16 protein-coding genes are annotated in these 17,042 nt (G+C 33.4%); 6 read left to right on the forward strand and 10 right to left on the reverse strand.

Features of this window, described 5'->3' with window-relative positions; translation table 11 throughout:
• Positions 1-104: 104 nt before the first annotated feature.
• The 6 genes from murB to recF form a co-directional block, all read right to left on the reverse strand.
• Positions 105-1,139 carry a UDP-N-acetylmuramate dehydrogenase gene (murB, locus tag C4S35_RS14680; RefSeq protein ID WP_341865134.1) on the reverse strand — a complete coding sequence of 345 codons (1,035 nt, stop codon included), beginning with the start codon at positions 1,137-1,139 and terminating at the stop codon, positions 105-107.
• A gap of 33 nt (positions 1,140-1,172) precedes the next feature.
• A complete protein-coding gene (gene asnB, locus C4S35_RS14685) occupies positions 1,173-3,020 on the reverse strand; it encodes an asparagine synthase (glutamine-hydrolyzing) (protein WP_104000904.1) in 1,848 nt (615 codons plus the stop codon).
• Positions 3,021-3,022: 2 nt separating this feature from the next.
• Complete coding sequence (locus tag C4S35_RS14690) at positions 3,023-4,030, reverse strand: glycosyltransferase family 4 protein (RefSeq protein WP_104000928.1); 1,008 nt, start codon at positions 4,028-4,030, stop codon at positions 3,023-3,025.
• 69 nt (positions 4,031-4,099) lie between these two features.
• Positions 4,100-4,774, reverse strand: a complete 675-nt coding sequence (locus tag C4S35_RS14695) for a DUF2461 domain-containing protein (RefSeq protein ID WP_104000905.1) — start codon at positions 4,772-4,774, stop codon at positions 4,100-4,102.
• A 7-nt stretch (positions 4,775-4,781) separates the two neighbouring features.
• The gene (locus C4S35_RS14700; RefSeq protein WP_104000906.1) at positions 4,782-5,480 is read right to left on the reverse strand and encodes a thioredoxin domain-containing protein; all 699 of its coding nucleotides are present in this window, start codon (positions 5,478-5,480) and stop codon (positions 4,782-4,784) included.
• A gap of 80 nt (positions 5,481-5,560) precedes the next feature.
• Positions 5,561-6,640, reverse strand: a complete 1,080-nt coding sequence (gene recF / locus C4S35_RS14705; protein WP_104000907.1) for a DNA replication/repair protein RecF — start codon at positions 6,638-6,640, stop codon at positions 5,561-5,563.
• 231 nt (positions 6,641-6,871) lie between these two features.
• On the opposite strand from recF, the gene C4S35_RS14710 reads away from it, so the two are divergent.
• Both C4S35_RS14710 and ribH read left to right on the forward strand, forming a co-directional pair.
• Positions 6,872-7,645, forward strand: coding sequence for a tetratricopeptide repeat protein (locus C4S35_RS14710; protein ID WP_104000908.1), 774 nt, complete (start codon positions 6,872-6,874; stop codon positions 7,643-7,645).
• Between the two features lie 104 nt (positions 7,646-7,749).
• Positions 7,750-8,325 carry a 6,7-dimethyl-8-ribityllumazine synthase gene (gene ribH, locus C4S35_RS14715; RefSeq protein ID WP_104000909.1) on the forward strand — a complete coding sequence of 192 codons (576 nt, stop codon included), beginning with the start codon at positions 7,750-7,752 and terminating at the stop codon, positions 8,323-8,325.
• A gap of 159 nt (positions 8,326-8,484) precedes the next feature.
• On the opposite strand, the gene C4S35_RS14720 is transcribed toward ribH, so the two are convergent.
• Positions 8,485-9,057, reverse strand: a complete 573-nt coding sequence (locus tag C4S35_RS14720) for a YciE/YciF ferroxidase family protein (RefSeq protein WP_104000910.1) — start codon at positions 9,055-9,057, stop codon at positions 8,485-8,487.
• Positions 9,058-9,323: 266 nt separating this feature from the next.
• Between C4S35_RS14720 and mutL the strand changes: the two genes are divergently transcribed.
• The 4 genes from mutL (at position 9,324) to C4S35_RS14740 (ending at position 13,935) form a co-directional block, all read left to right on the forward strand.
• On the forward strand, positions 9,324-11,165 hold the full coding sequence (gene mutL, locus C4S35_RS14725) for a DNA mismatch repair endonuclease MutL (RefSeq protein WP_104000911.1): 1,842 nt from the start codon (positions 9,324-9,326) through the stop codon (positions 11,163-11,165).
• Positions 11,162-11,908 (forward strand): rhomboid family intramembrane serine protease, encoded by a 747-nt coding sequence (locus C4S35_RS14730; protein ID WP_104000912.1) that lies wholly within the window; start codon positions 11,162-11,164, stop codon positions 11,906-11,908. Before mutL ends, C4S35_RS14730 begins: the two co-directional genes overlap by 4 nt.
• A gap of 61 nt (positions 11,909-11,969) precedes the next feature.
• Positions 11,970-12,839, forward strand: coding sequence for a rhomboid family protein (locus tag C4S35_RS14735; RefSeq protein WP_104000913.1), 870 nt, complete (start codon positions 11,970-11,972; stop codon positions 12,837-12,839).
• A 43-nt stretch (positions 12,840-12,882) separates the two neighbouring features.
• Complete coding sequence (locus C4S35_RS14740) at positions 12,883-13,935, forward strand: endonuclease/exonuclease/phosphatase family protein (protein WP_104000914.1); 1,053 nt, start codon at positions 12,883-12,885, stop codon at positions 13,933-13,935.
• 11 nt (positions 13,936-13,946) lie between these two features.
• On the opposite strand, the gene C4S35_RS14745 is transcribed toward C4S35_RS14740, so the two are convergent.
• The 3 genes from C4S35_RS14745 to dapB all read right to left on the reverse strand — a co-directional run bounded on the left by C4S35_RS14745 (position 13,947) and on the right by dapB (position 16,998).
• Positions 13,947-14,573, reverse strand: coding sequence for a WbqC family protein (locus C4S35_RS14745; RefSeq protein ID WP_104000915.1), 627 nt, complete (start codon positions 14,571-14,573; stop codon positions 13,947-13,949).
• A gap of 95 nt (positions 14,574-14,668) precedes the next feature.
• The gene (lepB, locus tag C4S35_RS14750; RefSeq protein ID WP_104000916.1) at positions 14,669-16,234 is read right to left on the reverse strand and encodes a signal peptidase I; all 1,566 of its coding nucleotides are present in this window, start codon (positions 16,232-16,234) and stop codon (positions 14,669-14,671) included.
• Between the two features lie 62 nt (positions 16,235-16,296).
• Positions 16,297-16,998, reverse strand: a complete 702-nt coding sequence (gene dapB / locus C4S35_RS14755; protein WP_104000917.1) for a 4-hydroxy-tetrahydrodipicolinate reductase — start codon at positions 16,996-16,998, stop codon at positions 16,297-16,299.
• Positions 16,999-17,042: the final 44 nt, after the last annotated feature.

Genomic DNA, 17,042 nt, shown 5'->3' on the forward strand with positions numbered 1-17,042 from the left:
TGAAAATTTAGGTTTTTTAATGTTAGAATTAATCATAAATTACTAGATATGAATTACATCAGTTTGCTAGCTAATAATCTAAGGAGTATAACAATCTATTTTTATTAAATGACATTCACTTCGGCCTCAATATGGATTCCAAAAGTCTTAAAAACAGTCTCCTGAATATTCTTCGAAACATTCAAAATTTCTTGTCCCGTTGCATTGCCGTAATTGACTAAAACCAAAGCTTGATTTTTATGTATTCCAGCATCACCAAAACGTTTTCCTTTGAAACCGGCTTGTTCAATGAGCCATCCTGCAGGAACTTTTACTTCGGTATCAGAAATATCGAAATATTTCATTTCGGGAAATTGCTGATGAATTTTTTCGAAATCAGATTTTAAGAGAATAGGATTTTTAAAGAAACTTCCGCTATTTCCTAGTTCTTTTGGATCAGGTAATTTGCTTTGACGAATCGCAATAACTGCATTACTCACCTCTTTTAAACTAGGATTTAGTCTTGAGGCTTCGGAATTGTTCTTTGCTAATTCAGCCATAATGTCTCCGTAGGAAATATTGATTTTATGATTGCGTTTTGTCAATTTGAAAACAACTGAGGTAATAACATATTGATTTTTCGCTTCGTTTTTGAAAATGCTTTCTCGGTAACCAAAATTACAATCTTCTTTTATGAAGGTTTTCATTTCTTGATTTTCAATAGTCATTGCTTCGCAGGAAACAAAAGTATCTTTAATTTCGGTACCATAAGCACCTATGTTTTGAACAGGAGTCGCACCAACATTTCCCGGAATTAGCGACATGTTTTCCATACCGCCAAAATTTTGCTCAATTGTCCAAAGAACAAATTCATGCCAGTTTTCACCAGCTTGACTTTCGACCCAAACAAAATCATCATTTTCTTGAATGATTTTTTTCCCTTTCAAGTCGATATGAATGACTAATGCATCAATATCCTTGGTCAAAAGCATGTTGCTTCCGCCTCCTAAAATAAATTTTTTCTGTGCTTTATTTTCTTCTAAAATAATTTTTAATTCGTCAGTAGAGTGAACCTTTGCAAATTGTTTTGCTTTGGCTTCAATGCCAAATGTATTGTATTTTTTTAAAGAGATATTATTTTGTATTTCCATAAATGAGATTGCTTTTTTGAACCCTAAATTCAAAAGTTAGGATTAAAATTTATTTACGTATGATTTCATCCAGATATGCATCATAAAAAGAGGCATAATATAAGGAGTCATAGTAGAATCCCCTTTTTGTAAATTCTGAACGAGCTTTTTAATGTTTATATTTTCAAAGTATGGATTTTGAAACAGATCACTTTTCGAAAAAGATTCTAATTCTTCTTTAAAGGCGGGGCTTTTTGTGATATAATCGCCCCAAGGAGCGCTTAATCCAACTTTTCTGAATTTTAGAATTTCACTTGGCAAACGTTCTGCCATAGCTGATTTCAGAATGAATTTCCATTTTTTTCCTGCAAATAACCATTTGTCTTCCAATGAACCCAAACCAATGACTAATCTTGGGTCCAAAAACGGTTCTCGACATTCAATTGAAGCACCCATAGTACAGCGATCATTTCGGTCTAACAGTGAACATAAATAGGTATGTTGGTCAAAATAAAGCGCCTGCCTTCGTAAATTATCCGGATATAATGATTTTGCTTCTTTATAAATTTGTTTTCTGTATTCATTTTTTGGAAGCGTTTCAATTCCATAATTTTCCGCAATATCTTTAGGATAAATATTTGAGCCATTGAAAATTATCAATTCTGATTTTTTATTTATTTGTGCATAACGCGCTAACTTTTCATAACGAGGCTTATTTGTGAATAGGTCTAAATTGCTAATTGTTGCAATGGAATTCAATAATGATGGATATTGTAAGGCCTTGTATCGTACATAGCCGCCCATTAATTCATCCGCTCCTTCACCTGAAAGTAACACTTTTACCGTTGGTTTTGCCATTTGTGAAACTGCCAGTAGGTGTGGTTCGCTCAAATGCATGATAGGTTCGTCCTGAAAATAAGTAGCGCTTATTAGTTTATCGTAAAGGTTTTTATTCTCTAATTGCATTGTATGAAAACCATAATCAAATTTCTCGGACATCATTTTGGCTAAATGTGCTTCGTTATGTTCTTTCTCTTTGAAACCAATATTAAAAGTTTGTATGTCTTTATAATTCTGATGATGTAAGGAAGCCAAAACGGAAGAAGAATCCAGTCCGCCGCTTAATAAAACGCCAACAGGGACATCACTTACCATTCGTAATTTTATCGAATCATCAAATGTTTCGCGAAACCATTCCACTGGATTTTTTATTTCGGGTTGGTTTTGAATCTCCTTTTTTAGATTCCACCATTTTTCGGTTGTAACTTTTCCTCCTTCATGAACAGTCATTATATTACCTGGCAGTACTTTTTTGACGTTTTCGTATAAAGTATTTTCCCCAGCGACAAAGCGGTTAAATATGTATTCTTCCAGTCCGTCTTGCGCCATTTTGAGTGGTACACCGGCTGTGAAAAGTGCTTTTTGTTCAGAAGCAAAATAGAAAGTCTCGTTGTAAAAGGAATAATATAGAGGTTTGACGCCCATGCGGTCCCGAACAACGATAAGTTTTTTTTCCGTTTTATCCCAAATAGCAAAAGCAAACATACCGTTAAGCCGATTGAGCATTTTTAAACCATGCAATTGAAATAATTTCAATAAAACTTCAGTATCAGAATTTGTTTTGATATCAAATCCGTTGCTTTTTAATTCGGGATAAAATTCCTTGAAATTGTAAATTTCTCCATTATAAACAAGAACATATCTACCATCATCTGAAAAAAAAGGCTGGTGCCCGGCTATGGAAACATCAAGAATTGATAGTCTCCTGTGGCCAAAACCAATATTATTTTCAATGAATAATCCTTGATCATCAGGTCCACGATGCTCTAGCGAATCACGCATTTTTGTTAGAATACGTTCATCAACCTTTTTTTGTGATTGTAAATGCAAGATTCCATTAATTCCACACATAGTTAATTGGGGCTGTTTGTGTTAATTAATTGGTGGTATTTATCAGCAATAATCTTCATATTTGTATTGTAATTGGCATTTTCTTCTACAAATTTTCTGTTTTTCAAAACGGCATTTTTCCTATGTTCACCATTCTCAAAGGACCATATTAATTCTTCTGCGAGCATTTCAAAATCATCAACGGCAATTAATTGACCGTTTTCTCTGTGCTCAATCCAACTTCGATTTCCTATTATGTCAGTGACAACTGGATAGCAATTGCAGGCCATTGCTTCAAATAAAGAAGCTGAAACTCCTTCTGTTGTTGGCATACTAATATAAAAGTTTGATTGCTGTAATAGTTTTGGTAATGCTGTATTTGGAATTCTTCCGGTAAAGATGACCTTACTTTCAATTTTTAATTTTTTCGCTAATTCTTTTAATTTTAAAAGTTGTGTGCCGTCTCCTATAATTGTAAGTGCGAAATCGATTTCCTTTTGGTTTAAAATAGCAAAAGATTTTAAAATAGTATCATGACGGTATTCCGGCAACAAGGAGCGGGTTACAATAGCGCAAATTTTTTCAGGATCAGCATTGTTTTTATCTGCAAATTGCACTAAATCAATTCCTTTTGGTAATATCAAAACTTTATTCATATCGACACGAGCCTCTCTCATGGAAATAGTCATTACGGGACCCCACGCATGTATCAAATCTGCTTTTTGAAAAGCATAATGCTGAATGATTTTTTTTAACGGTAATAAAATAGATTTTTGAGGCCATAAATCCGTTTTACCTTGTTGCGCAATTGCAACGGGTTTCAATCCGGACAAGGCAGCAAGAAATCCATAACTGGTGGTTCTCTCGGCAATAACCATGTCAGGTTTTTGCAATTTGATTATTTTTCTTATTTTAAAAATGGCAAATTTAAATTCAAAAATCCTTAAAATGCGTTTGTGAAGGCAATTACTGGGTGTTTTTAATTCCCATGTAATAATTTCGAAATCACCAAATTCCTTCAAACCATTCATCCATGTGATGGCATCAGCTCTGTAGGATTCTCCGAGGAAAAGTATTTTCTTTTTTTTTGCCAAAATAAATTAGTCTTCAGAAGTTAGCGCGCGATTGATAAAATCATTCAACGGTTTTAATGCGATTAATTTTTTACTCACAGTAGTAACAAAATCTTTTTTTGTTACTGCTGAAATATCAATTCTCTGAGTAGACTCAAAGCTTTTTAGTTTTAATAATTCAATAGCAGGATGGTCTTTTTCGTAACCTCTTGGTGGGTTTTTAAGTGTGTTTTTTTCATTTCGATCAAAATCGGTAAACTCTTTTTTGAACTCTTTCGCATTAAGGATTGCTTCTAAATCATCATGGAAATAAGCAATTTCTTTGCGCATTTTTTTTAAATCCGCCGCTTCAGGACAATATAGTCCTCCGGCAATAAAGCTGGCTCCTTTTTCTATTTGAATATAATATCCTGAACGATTCATTCCTTTTGCACCCGAAGAAATCCAAATTCCCACGTGTGATTTGTAAGGCGACTTGTCTTTGGAAAATCGAATATCCCGGTTGATTCTGAAAGTACAATTTTTTACTTCCAGCATTTCCAGTGATGAGTCCAATGGTTTCATTGCATCAAGTAAACCAGCAATGAGTTGATGCAAATCTTTTTTGAAAGCTTCGTACCGTTTTTTATTCTCCAAAAACCAATCCCGATTGTTATTAGCTTTTAAATCTTCCAAGAATTGTAAAGTGTCTTTTGAAAGCATTTAAATGTTATTGTATTTGTTTTTTTAAATCTTCTTCACTAATAAAACCGGAGTGTTTCCATTTTACTTCCCTGTTTTCATATAATAATAAAGTAGGGAGTTCGCTGATTTTCATTTCAGAAATTAAAGTTTTATTTTCGTCAGCATTCAATCTCACAATTGTTACTTTATCGGCTAACTCTTTTTGCATTTGTAAAATATATGGAGCCATTTTTTTGCAAGGAGCACACCATTCCGCATAAAAACTAATTAGTACTTTTTTGTCGGTCTTTAATAGTTCACTGTATTCCTGACTACACATTCCTATGATTTTGTCACTTGGTTTAGACAATCCGGCCGCGTCCCATTTTAGCATTCCGCCTTGTAACTCATAAATAGTGGTAAAACCTAATTCTTCTAATTTTGCCGCAGCTTGTTTGCTTCTTCCTCCACTTTTGCAATAGACGAAAACAGGTTTTGTTTTGTCTAATGCTGCTGCTTTGGCATCGAAATCAGTACCATTCCAATTTACATTAGTGGCATTGTCGATGTGTCCTGATACATATTCTTCTGGAGTTCGAACATCCAGAATTTGTGCGTTTGGAGTTGCTGCAATTTTTTCAGCAAATGCTGTGGGCTCAATAGTTTTTACGTTTTTTGAAGTTTGGCCGTTACAGGATAGAACAGCAAATGATGTAATTAGGAGTAATATAAGGCGGTATTTCATGGTAAATAAGATTTGAAATTTGTGTAGGCTAAAGTAGGTAATTTTTCAACTTTCGAATAATTTAAACTATTAAATAAAAGTTATAAATTAAAAATTTTATAGGTCTGATGTGTCGATTTCACAATGGTTTCTGTGCGTTCAGGATGTGTATCTGAAATAAACAGCTGTCCAAAAGTATCGCTATTGACCATTTCGATGATTTTAGCCACTCTGCTTTCGTCTAATTTGTCGAATATATCATCAAAAAGAAGAATAGGTTTTACTCCACTTTGTTTCTTTAAAAATTCAAATTGAGCTAGTTTCAAAGCAATCAAAAATGATTTTTGTTGTCCTTGTGAACCAAATTTCTTGATAGGGTGGTTATCGATTTCAAATAACAAATCATCTTTATGAATTCCTACACTTGTGTAATGTAAAACTCTGTCTTTATTGATGTTTTCTTGTAAAAGTGTCAATAAGTTGTTTTCGAATAAATGGCTTTCATATATTAATTGTACCATTTCCTGTGAACCAGTTATCGCTTGATGGTGCACGTTGAAAATAGGGATAAACTGATTAATAAATTCTTTTCTTTTTTCGAAAATATATTCTCCAAAACTATTAAGCTGCTCATTATATATAGAGAGCGTGTCGTTTTCAAAAACATGGTTCAGAGCGAAATATTTTAACAAAGCATTGCGTTGACTCATTACTTTTTGGTATTGAATGAGTTGTTGCAAATAATGGGAATCCAGTTGCGAAATAACGCTATCCATAAACTTTCTTCTCGTTTCGCTGCCTTCAACAATCAAATCCGTATCGGCAGGTGAAATAATAACTAAAGGAATGAAACCAATATGATCTGAAAATTTATCGTAGGCTTTCCCGTTGCGCTTTAATATCTTTTTCTGTCCTTTTTTTAGACTGCAAAGAATTTGTTCGTTTCTTCCGTTTTTCTCGAATTCTGCATCAATTACAAAAAATTCTTCACCGTGTTTAATGTTCTGAACGGCCAATGGATTGAAATAGCTTTTTCCGTAAGATAAGTGGTAGATTGCATCAAGCACATTTGTCTTTCCAATGCCGTTTTTACCTACAAAACAATTTATTTTGGTGTCAAATTCGAAATTCGCTTCCGAAAAATTCTTATAATTGAATAACGAAATCTTTTTTAAATACATGGGAAGGCTTGCTGATATTGAGAACTTTGATGTTTTTTAACAAATTTTTCAAAGCGGGTGCAAATTATTGAAAAATATCGATAAAAATGGCTTTTCCATTTTTTCTCTGGTAATTATTTTGCCTTTGGAAAGAAAGAACCGTTCCTAATATTTTTTTTGAATATAAAAGCATATTTTTTATGACGGTTTGAATAAAAATTTTATTTTTGCGATTCACTAAATTAAAAATAAATGGCTACTTACAGTAAAAGAGGATATAAAGCACCAAAAGAAAAAGAAGTAAAAGACACAGTTGAAGAGGTAAAAGTTGATGAAAAAGATAGTGCTACTGCCGGTGTTTTCACTACTTTAGACGAAACAGCCTCAAAAACGGAGGACTGGGTTGCTAGAAATCAAAAAATCATTATTGGATTAGTTGCCGGTGTTGCCCTGTTTACTGTTGGTTATTTAGTTTACCAAAAATTTATTGCTACCCCAAAACAAGACGAAGCTGCTAACGAAATGTTTGTTGCACAACAAAATTTCCAAAAAGCGACAGACGGAGTTGCAAGTGATTCGTTATATAAGTTGTCTTTAAATGGTTCTGAAGGTAAATTTGGTTTTATAAAAATTGCAGACGAATATTCTGGAACTGATGCCGGAAATCTAGCTAATTATTATGCAGGTATGGCTTATTTAAATACCGGTAAATATGCAGAAGCTATTGATTTTTTAAGTAAATTTAAATCAGAAGATATTGTATTGAATGCTTTGGCAAAAGGTGCAATTGGAGATGCATATTCACAACAAAATAAACCAAAAGAAGCTTTAGAAAATTATGTGAAAGCTTCTGAGCTAAATAAAAATGATTTTACAACTCCACGTTTCTTGCTGAAAGCAGGTAAAACAGCTTTGGCTTTAGGAAATAAAGAAGAGGCATTAAAACATTTTACAGATATTAAAGAGAATTATGATGCAACTCCAGAGGCTGCTTCAATTGATGTTTTAATAGGATTGGCACAATAGTAAAAATGATATAAGATTACTGATTTAAGATTATAGATTTTTGATTTCAAAATTCTATCTTTAACATCTGAAATTAAAAATCTAAATCAAAAATCTACAATCAAATGGCTACCGTAAATAAAAACTTATCCGAGTACGATAAAAATTCAATCCCAAACGCGAAAAATTTTCGCTTTGGGATTGTTGTTTCAGAATGGAATGATTCTATAACTGAAGGACTTTACAAAGGCGCTATAGAAGCCCTTTTGGAAAACCAAGTTCCAGCCCAGCACATTATTCGATGGAATGTTCCTGGAAGTTTCGAGCTTATATATGGATCAAAAAAAATGTTACAAACGCAAAATGTTGATGCCGTTATCGCCATTGGATGCGTAATTCAAGGACAAACCAAACATTTTGATTTTGTATGCGAAGGAGTGACTCAAGGAATAAAAGACTTAAATGTTCAAACAGATATTCCTGTTATTTTTTGTGTTTTGACTGATAATACCATACAACAATCCATTGATAGAAGTGGAGGAATTCATGGCAATAAAGGTACGGAAGCGGCTATTGCAGCGATAAAAATGGCCTATATTCGTCAACAAGCTTCATTATCACATCAAATAGATAATCAACATTTATTGTCTTCAGGAGCTATTCAAATAGAAGAAGGATCGCCTTTAGAATTAAAGGAATAAAAATTAAGTTTTTTATTATCTTAAAAAATATAAAAAAAACCTACTCCATTGGATCCAATGGAGTAGGTTTTTTTATTTAGCTAAATAATTTTTATTAGCTTCTTGTGATACTAAAATGTATCATTTTGATTATACATGATAATGATTTTATTAAAGGAATTATTCGTCTGCATGAGCTGCTTCAAGATTAATATCAGAGAGAGCAATTTCGGTCAATGATACATCAGCTTTTTTCTCTTCTTCGAGAGTTTTAGCCAATAAAGTAACCGCTTTAGTTTCTCCCAGAGTTACTGCATAGGCACGCAGAGTACCATATGTAGCAATTTCATAATGTTCTACTTTTTGAGCTGCAGCAATAATTGCGGCATCGCGCACAACGCCTATTTGCGTTTCTTCCATAATACCATCGGCTTCTTTCAGTAGTCCTTCCATAGCATCACATTTCTTACCCTCTGCTTTAATGCCCAAAGATTCAAATACTTTTTCTAAACGAACAACGTGTTCCTCTGTTTCTTTTAAATGGTGTTCGAAGGCATGTATCAGGTTTGGCGAAGTAGCATTTTTCGCCATTTTTGGTAAGGCTTTCGTCAACGCATGCTCAGCCCAAAAGATGTCTTTTAATCCATCTTCAAAAAAATCTCTCAAACCTTGTGCAGCATTTGGTTTTGCTTTTTCAACTCCTTTTTTAGATTCCACTTTTGCATTTTCTTGTTTTTCATTGGTCGTTTTCATAATTGTTGTTTTTAATGATTAACTTCTTTTACATAACAAATTTAAGTTTTAAACCTGTAAAATTATTATAGAATTTCGTTAAAAATTTTCAAAATTATGCTTTATATAATTGTTTATCAAGCACTTGAACGGTTTAATAAATCCACGCTATTTTAGTCTGTGATTAATAATAAAACCCAACAGAATTTCAGTAAATTTGTGCGCCTTGGTTTTATAAAATTTTATCCCGAAGTGTCGGGACTTTAAACATCAAACAATATTTTTTAATGTCGAGTATCATTCAATTACTTCCTGATCATGTTGCCAACCAAATTGCTGCTGGAGAAGTCGTTCAAAGACCCGCTTCCGTGGTCAAAGAATTGCTCGAAAATGCGGTAGATGCAGGCGCAACTGATATAAAATTAATAATTAAAGATGCAGGGAAAGCATTGGTTCAGGTGATTGATAATGGTTTAGGGATGTCCGTCACAGATGCACGTTTGTGTTTTGAACGTCATGCCACTTCCAAAATTCGTCATGCCGAGGATTTATTTTCTTTGCATACAAAAGGGTTTCGTGGTGAAGCATTAGCCTCAATTGCGGCTATTGCGCACATGGAAATGAAAACTAAACAGGATCAAGAGGAGCTAGGTACGCATATAGTTATTGAAGGCAGTAAGTTTGTATCACAAGATGTGGCGGTTTTGCCAAAAGGTACTTCATTTGCGGTGAAAAATTTATTTTTTAATATTCCTGCACGTCGTAATTTTCTAAAATCGGATACGGTGGAATATCGTCATGTTATTGATGAGTTTCAACGCGTGGCTTTGGCCCACCCAAAAATACATTTTACGTTTTATCATAACGGCAGTGAAATGTTCAATTTGCCTCCTTCTACTCTGAGACAAAGGATTGTCAATGTCTTTTCTGGTAAAACCAATGAGAAATTAGTACCGGTTCAGGAAGAAACAGAAATAGTCAGTATTCAAGGTTTTGTCAGTAAACCTGAATTTGCCAAAAAGAATCGAAGTGAACAATTTTTCTTTGTCAATGATCGGTTTATTAAAAGTGGTTATTTGCATCATGCAGTTATGGCTGCTTACGACGGGATTTTGAAAGATGGAGCACAACCGAGTTATTTTTTATACTTAACGGTTCCTCCCAATACCATAGATATTAATATTCATCCCACAAAAACGGAAATTAAGTTTGATGACGAACATGCTTTGTATGCTATTTTGAGAGCATCAATAAAGCATAGTTTGGGGCAATTCAATGTAGCGCCAGTTTTGGATTTTGATCGCGATTCTAATTTAGATACGCCTTACCATTACAAAGATTTAAAAGGTGCCACGCCCACCATTCAGGTAGACGGTAATTTCAATCCTTTTTCTGAAGAAAAACCCAGTAAGCAATTTGCAAGTTATAGAAAACCCGAACCGACGGCAAACTGGGAAAGTTTATATGTGGGTTTAAAACAAGATACGGACGAAAATGGCAGTGTTACTTTCGAAAATGAAGAAGTCACTTCTTCTTTGTTTAATGATGAAGAAGTAGAACATGCGGTACATAAAACTTACCAAATTCATAAAAAATATATTGTTTCTTCAATAAAATCCGGGATGGTAATTGTGGATCAACAAAGAGCGCATCAACGCGTTTTATACGAAAATTTTCTTGTAAATATGACCGTTCTCCAAGCATCAAGTCAACAGTTATTATTTCCTTTGAACTTGTTTTTTTCATCAACCGAAATGGAGCTCATTGCTGAATTACAATTTTCACTCATGAATACTGGTTTTGTTTTTGAAGAAACAAATAAAGATCACATAGTCATTTCAGGAATTCCTGTGAATGTGACCGAGAGTGAAGTGTCACTTGTTTTAGAACAATTATTAAGCGATTTACAAGATGGAATTCCAGAAAGCAGTTTTAGTCAAAACGATACGATAGCTAAATCAATGGCTAAAAGTTTGGCCGTTAAAACAGGAACCCATCTTACAGAAAAAGAACAGGAAAACTTGGTAAACGGACTTTTTGCCTGTAAAGATCCCAATGTTTCCCCATTTCAAAAACCCACTTTCATCACTATGCGTGTGGAAGATTTAGACAAAAAATTTGCATTATGAGAAACGTAACAGAAACGGTTAAGCAATTAATCATTATTAATATTTTATTCTTTGTTGGAACATTGGCTTTAGGTGATGTAACTTATAAATTTCTGGCATTATATTTTCCTGAAAATCCTAGTTTTCAATATTGGCAACCTCTTACCCATATGTTTATGCATGGTGGGTTGATGCATATCTTTTTCAATATGTTCGCTTTATATTCTTTTGGATCTGCATTGGAACAAATGTGGGGTAGTAAGAAATTCTTGTTTTTTTATATTTCTTGCGGTTTAGGGGCTGCACTCTTGCATACAGGAGTAAATTACTATTATTTTCAAGATAGTTTAAATACATTATTGGCTAATGGATTTCAAAAAACACAGATCTTGCAAATTTTGAATGAAGGTAAAATAGACACAAGATGGCAACAAATTTTATCCGTTTCTGACTTGCAAAATTTCACAAGCGCTTATTTAGGTACAGCTGTCGGTGCTTCGGGAGCTATTTATGGAATAATAGTGGCATTTGCTTTCATGTTTCCAAATGCTGAATTGGCGTTGATGTTTATTCCCGTTCCAATAAAAGCAAAGTTTTTTGTGCCAGGTTTAGTTTTAGTCGATCTGTATTTAGGAATTTCCGGCAAATCAATTTTTGGTGGTGGAGGAATAGCACATTTTGCACACGTTGGCGGTGCGTTATTTGGTTTTATTATAATGTGGTACTGGAAGAAAAATCAGTTTAATAAAAACCGTTGGAATTAAAATTGTCATATCATTAAAGTTAGTACATCCTAAATAGCAGATCTTAAATCCCAATAAAATTATGAATATTATTGATGACATGAAATTACATTATAAAACGGGAGGAATAGTAACCAGGCTAATCTTTTGTAATGTAGCTTTGTTTGTGCTTCCGTTTCTCCTTTTTGCACTTTTATCTTTGTTGGGCATCACTATCGATTATATTCAATATGTAAGTTTGTCCTCTAATCCGGCACTTTTGCTCTGGAAACCGTGGTCATTACTTTCGTATTCTTTTTTTCACAGCGGAATTATGCATATCGTTTTTAACATGATTGTTTTGAACTTTTCGGGGAGATTATTTATGACGTATTTTACATCTAAGCAATTATTTGGCTTGTATGTGCTGAGTGCCATTTTTGCAGGAATAAGTTATATTCTGGTATTTTATGTTTTAAATATTAGTGCTCCTATTGTAGGCGCGTCTGCTGCTATTATGGCTATTTTAGTCGCTACAACTACTTATTATCCTTTGATGGATCTTCGTTTACTGATTATTGGAAATGTTAAGTTATGGCATATAACTGCCGTCATTATTATTGTGGATTTGATGCAATTGCGTTCTGGGAACATGGGTGGACATATTTCTCATCTAGCAGGTGCTTTTTTTGGTTTTATTTTCATTAAATTGCTTCAAAATGGAACGGATTTAAGTAAAATAGTTTCTGGTGTATTGGGTTTTTTTGAAAATTTATTCAAAAAAGATACGTCAACACCATTCAAAAAAGTGCATAAAAATTATCGTAAACCTGTTGAAAAAAGCGGTTCTAGAATCATAACAAAAGATAAAGCACAACAACAAATTGATGAAATTTTAGATAAAATTAGTCAGTCGGGTTATGATAGTTTAACAAAAGAAGAAAAAGAATTTTTGTTCAAAGCAGGGAAATAGGTTGGCAATATTCATTTGCGGTAAGCAGAAAAAAATAAGATAAATGAAAAACCTCTCGTGGTTCAATAAAGTAATGTTTTTTTTGAATATAGTTCTAATTGTATTGACATTTATAGCGTACGTTTTACCGTTTTTGGCACCTAGGTCTTTCCCGATTTTAGCTGTTTTGACCCTATTTATGCCATTCTTTTTTATTATGAACGCGTTGTTTTTTGTTTATTGGCTGTTGCAATTTAAAAAGCGAATGATTTTGTCCGGCTTAGTGCTTTTGATAGGAATTACTTTTATAAATAAATTTTATAAATTTTCTCCGAAAGATTTGCCTGTTTTGGAAAAGGATTTCACTGTAATGAGTTATAATGTTCACCTGTTTAATGTATTCAAATGGATCGATAGAGATGATGTTCCCACTGAGATTCTGGCGTTTGTAAATGAAAAAAATCCGGATATTTTGTGCATTCAGGAATATTCTTCTTCAGCTAATATTGATTTTAAAGTGTATCCGCATCGCTATATTTTTACAGATGGCAATAATATTAAAACAGGACAGGCTATTTTTTCTAAGTTTCCTATTATTGACCAAGGCAGCATTGTTTTTGCTAACACTACTAATAATATTATTTTTGCCGACATCAAGAAAGGAAAGGATATTATAAGGGTATATAACATGCATTTACAGTCGTTGAAAATATCTCCTGATGTTAGTGAAATCAATGAAAACATCGAGGCAATTAATCAGAATAAATCTGAAATAATGTTCAAAAGCATTCGGGTTGCATTCAAACAGCAACAGGAACAAGCGGAGAAGTTCATGGAACATAAAGATAAATGCATATATCCTATTATAATTTGTGGAGATATGAATAACAGTGCATTTTCCTATGTTTACAGAAGCGTCAAAGGAAAGCTGCAAGATAGCTTTGAAGAAGCTGGTAAAGGATTTGGGGTTACTTATAAATTTAAATATTATCCGGCAAGAATTGACTATATTTTTGCAGATGACAGAATGAAAATTAAAAAATTCGAGAGTTTTCCTGAATTTATAAATTCAGATCATTTTCCTGTTATGGCAAGAATGTCATTTGAAGGAGAGTGATTTTTTGAATGCTATTTTATAATTAGTTCTTGTTTCTTTAAATAATCTAAAGCATATTTGCCTTCATTAAATAACAAATCAAGAACGCTGAGATTATTGATAAAACCATATTTATCAACAAAAACCTGGGTATAATTTTCAAACGAGGAAGAATCTTTTTTTCCGTTTACTAAAGCTCTAAAATCCTTATACTCATTTGCATCTACTTCATGAAAGTATTCTGTTGTGGTAGAGTATTCCAATTTCATTCGTAAACATTTCGATACAATTTCTAAAGTTTCAAAATTCAAATCCAATAAAAAGTTGTATTTTTTTTCGAAAATTGAACGGAGGTCATCTTCAAAAAATTCAAAGAAAGGGGAACTTCGGTAAGCCGCTTCTAATGATTTGAAATGTTGTTTTTGCCAGTCAAAATCAGTTTCTATTTGAATGTCTTTTGTTTTTTGATGACTTTCTGTAGAATGCTTCACTGGAATATTCAAAAGCTGAATTCCATTTGGACTATAGATATACGTTCTGTTGCGATTGGTTTGTTTCTGAAAATTATCTTCAATTTCAAACGTAATACTTTCGGCCTGTGCCATGACCACAAAATGGCTAATTGATGGAAAATAGGTAGGATGGAGTAGAATAGTCATGTTTGTCTAAAGTTTGTAAAGTTATAAAGTCGAAAGTCATTAAGCTAGTTTAAAATAGAAACTTTATGACTTTTGACTTTGAAACTTTTGACTAGTTATTTCTTCTCTTTTCTTTTCTTCCAAAAATATTCTCCAACAAAGAAAGCAACTAAACCAAGTAGAAATAATTTGAAATATGATTGTGGTTGTCCTTCACCGTTAACGGTAGTGAAAACTCTGTCCCAACGAATTTTATTTAAACCTTTTCCGTTTGTATCCCAACTCATCCAGATAAATATAGGTTTCCCTACGATGTGATCTTCGGGAACAAAACCCCAATAGCGGCTATCTTCTGAGTTGTGACGGTTATCACCCATCATCCAGTAGTAATTTTGTTTGAAGGTGTAATTCTTAACAATTGATCCGTTCAGTCTTATTTCGCTACCAATTACTTTTAAGTCATTTTTATCACCATTATTATTCTTTTCGTATTCAGTGATAATCCTTTTATAAAACGGCAAAGTTTCTGTCGTTAATGCAACTGTTTTTCCTTTTTGTGGTATATAAATTGGACCAAAATTATCGCGATTCCATTTGTTGATGTGAGGAAATATTCCAGCTTCAATTCCTGTTGAAATTTGTCTTGTTACAGACACTATTCCGGGAACATTTTTTAATCGTTCAGCACCGGCTGCAGTAAGTGCTTTCAAAAATAAGGTATCTCTTAGTTCACTTTTAAAGCCAGCTTCGTCTGTTATGTTTAAATCTTTTATTAAATACTCAAAATCTATTGGTGTTTTTCCATCTAAAGCTACTGCATAAGAATATTGCGGTTTTGCTCTTTCTGGCATAACCAATATTTTGCCACCGACATAAACAATTCCATCTTTTATGGACAAACTATCTCCTGGAATTCCCACACATCTTTTTACGTAATTCGATTTTTTATCTACAGGTTTGAGTACATGTCTTTTGGAAGTGTCAAAAAATTTATAGACAGTATCTACGGGCCAATTGAAAACTACGATATCAGTTCTATCTATAGTTTGAAAACCGGGTAATCTTAGGTACGGCAATTGAGGCCAATTTAAATAAGATTTTCTTTTAGTAAAAGGAATAGAGTCATGTACCATTGGCAAAGCCACGGTGGTCATTGGAACTCTGGCTCCATAATTCATTTTGCTGACAAACAGAAAGTCGCCTATTAGCAATGATTTCTCCAATGAAGAAGTAGGGATCGTGTAAGGCTGAATAAAATAGGTGTGAACTAAAGTGGCCACGATGACAGCAAAAAGTAGTGAACTAATTGTGTCTGCTGTTTTATTTTCAGGTTGCAAACTTCTGTCCGCTATGTAATCGAGTTTCTGGGTATAATTAATGTAATAAATGTAAAATCCAAAAGTTATTATTCCTAAAAAAGTATCTAAACTGGATTTTTTCCCAAAACTTCTTAAGGTCTCAATCCAAATAACAGGGAACATAATCAAGTTTACGATTGGAATAAAAAGCAATACGGTCCACCAGGTTGGACGACCTATAATCTTCATTAAAACAATAGCATTATATACAGGAATGGCCGCTTCCCAACGTTTTCTACCGGCACTTTCATATAATTTCCATGTCCCCAAAAAGTGAACTATTTGTACCAGCAGGAAAAATACAAACCATTGATATAAAGTCATAATTATTTGTTTAAAGTTTATTGTTTAAGGTCGTTCTCTTGAAGTCTCAAACTTGAATAATTTTATTTTAAATTTAAAACGTCTTTCATTGTAAAAACCCCATGCTTGCCCACAATCCATTCTGCAGCAATTAAGGCTCCTAGTGCAAAACCTTCCCGATTGTGTGCTGTATGTTTGATTTCTATTGCATCCACAGCCGAATTATAAGTTACAGTATGCGTTCCGGGAATTGTGCCAATTCTTTTGGTTTCAATATGAATTTGATTGGGTTCTGGGTTTTCTAAAGTCCAGTTAGTGTACGAACTATTCTCGATAACTCCTTTTGCTAAGGAAATTGCTGTTCCACTTGGTGCGTCCAGTTTTTGAGTATGATGAATTTCTTCCATATCAACGCTGTAGCTATCGAATTTTGACATTATTTTAGCTAAATATTCATTGAGTTCAAAGAAAATATTTACACCTAAACTAAAGTTCGAACTGGAGATAAAGCCTCCGTTTTTTTCTTTGCACAAAGCTAACATTTCATCATAGTGCTCTAACCAACCCGTTGTCCCTGATATTACCGGAACATTTGCATGAAAAGAATTTGAAATGTTACTTACAGCTGCAGTTGGAACACTAAAATCGATGGCCACATCAGCATTTGAAAGTCCATCATAAGTATTGAATTCGTCTTTTTTCAAAACGATTTCATGACCTCTTTCAAGTGCAATCCTTTCAATTACCTGACCCATTTTTCCGTATCCTAAAAGCGCAATTTTCATTTGTGTGTTATTTGTGATTAAAAAAATTAAAAAGTAAATAAATC

The sequence above is a fragment of the Flavobacterium urumqiense genome (assembly GCF_900108015.1).
Lineage (GTDB): Bacteria > Bacteroidota > Bacteroidia > Flavobacteriales > Flavobacteriaceae > Flavobacterium > Flavobacterium urumqiense.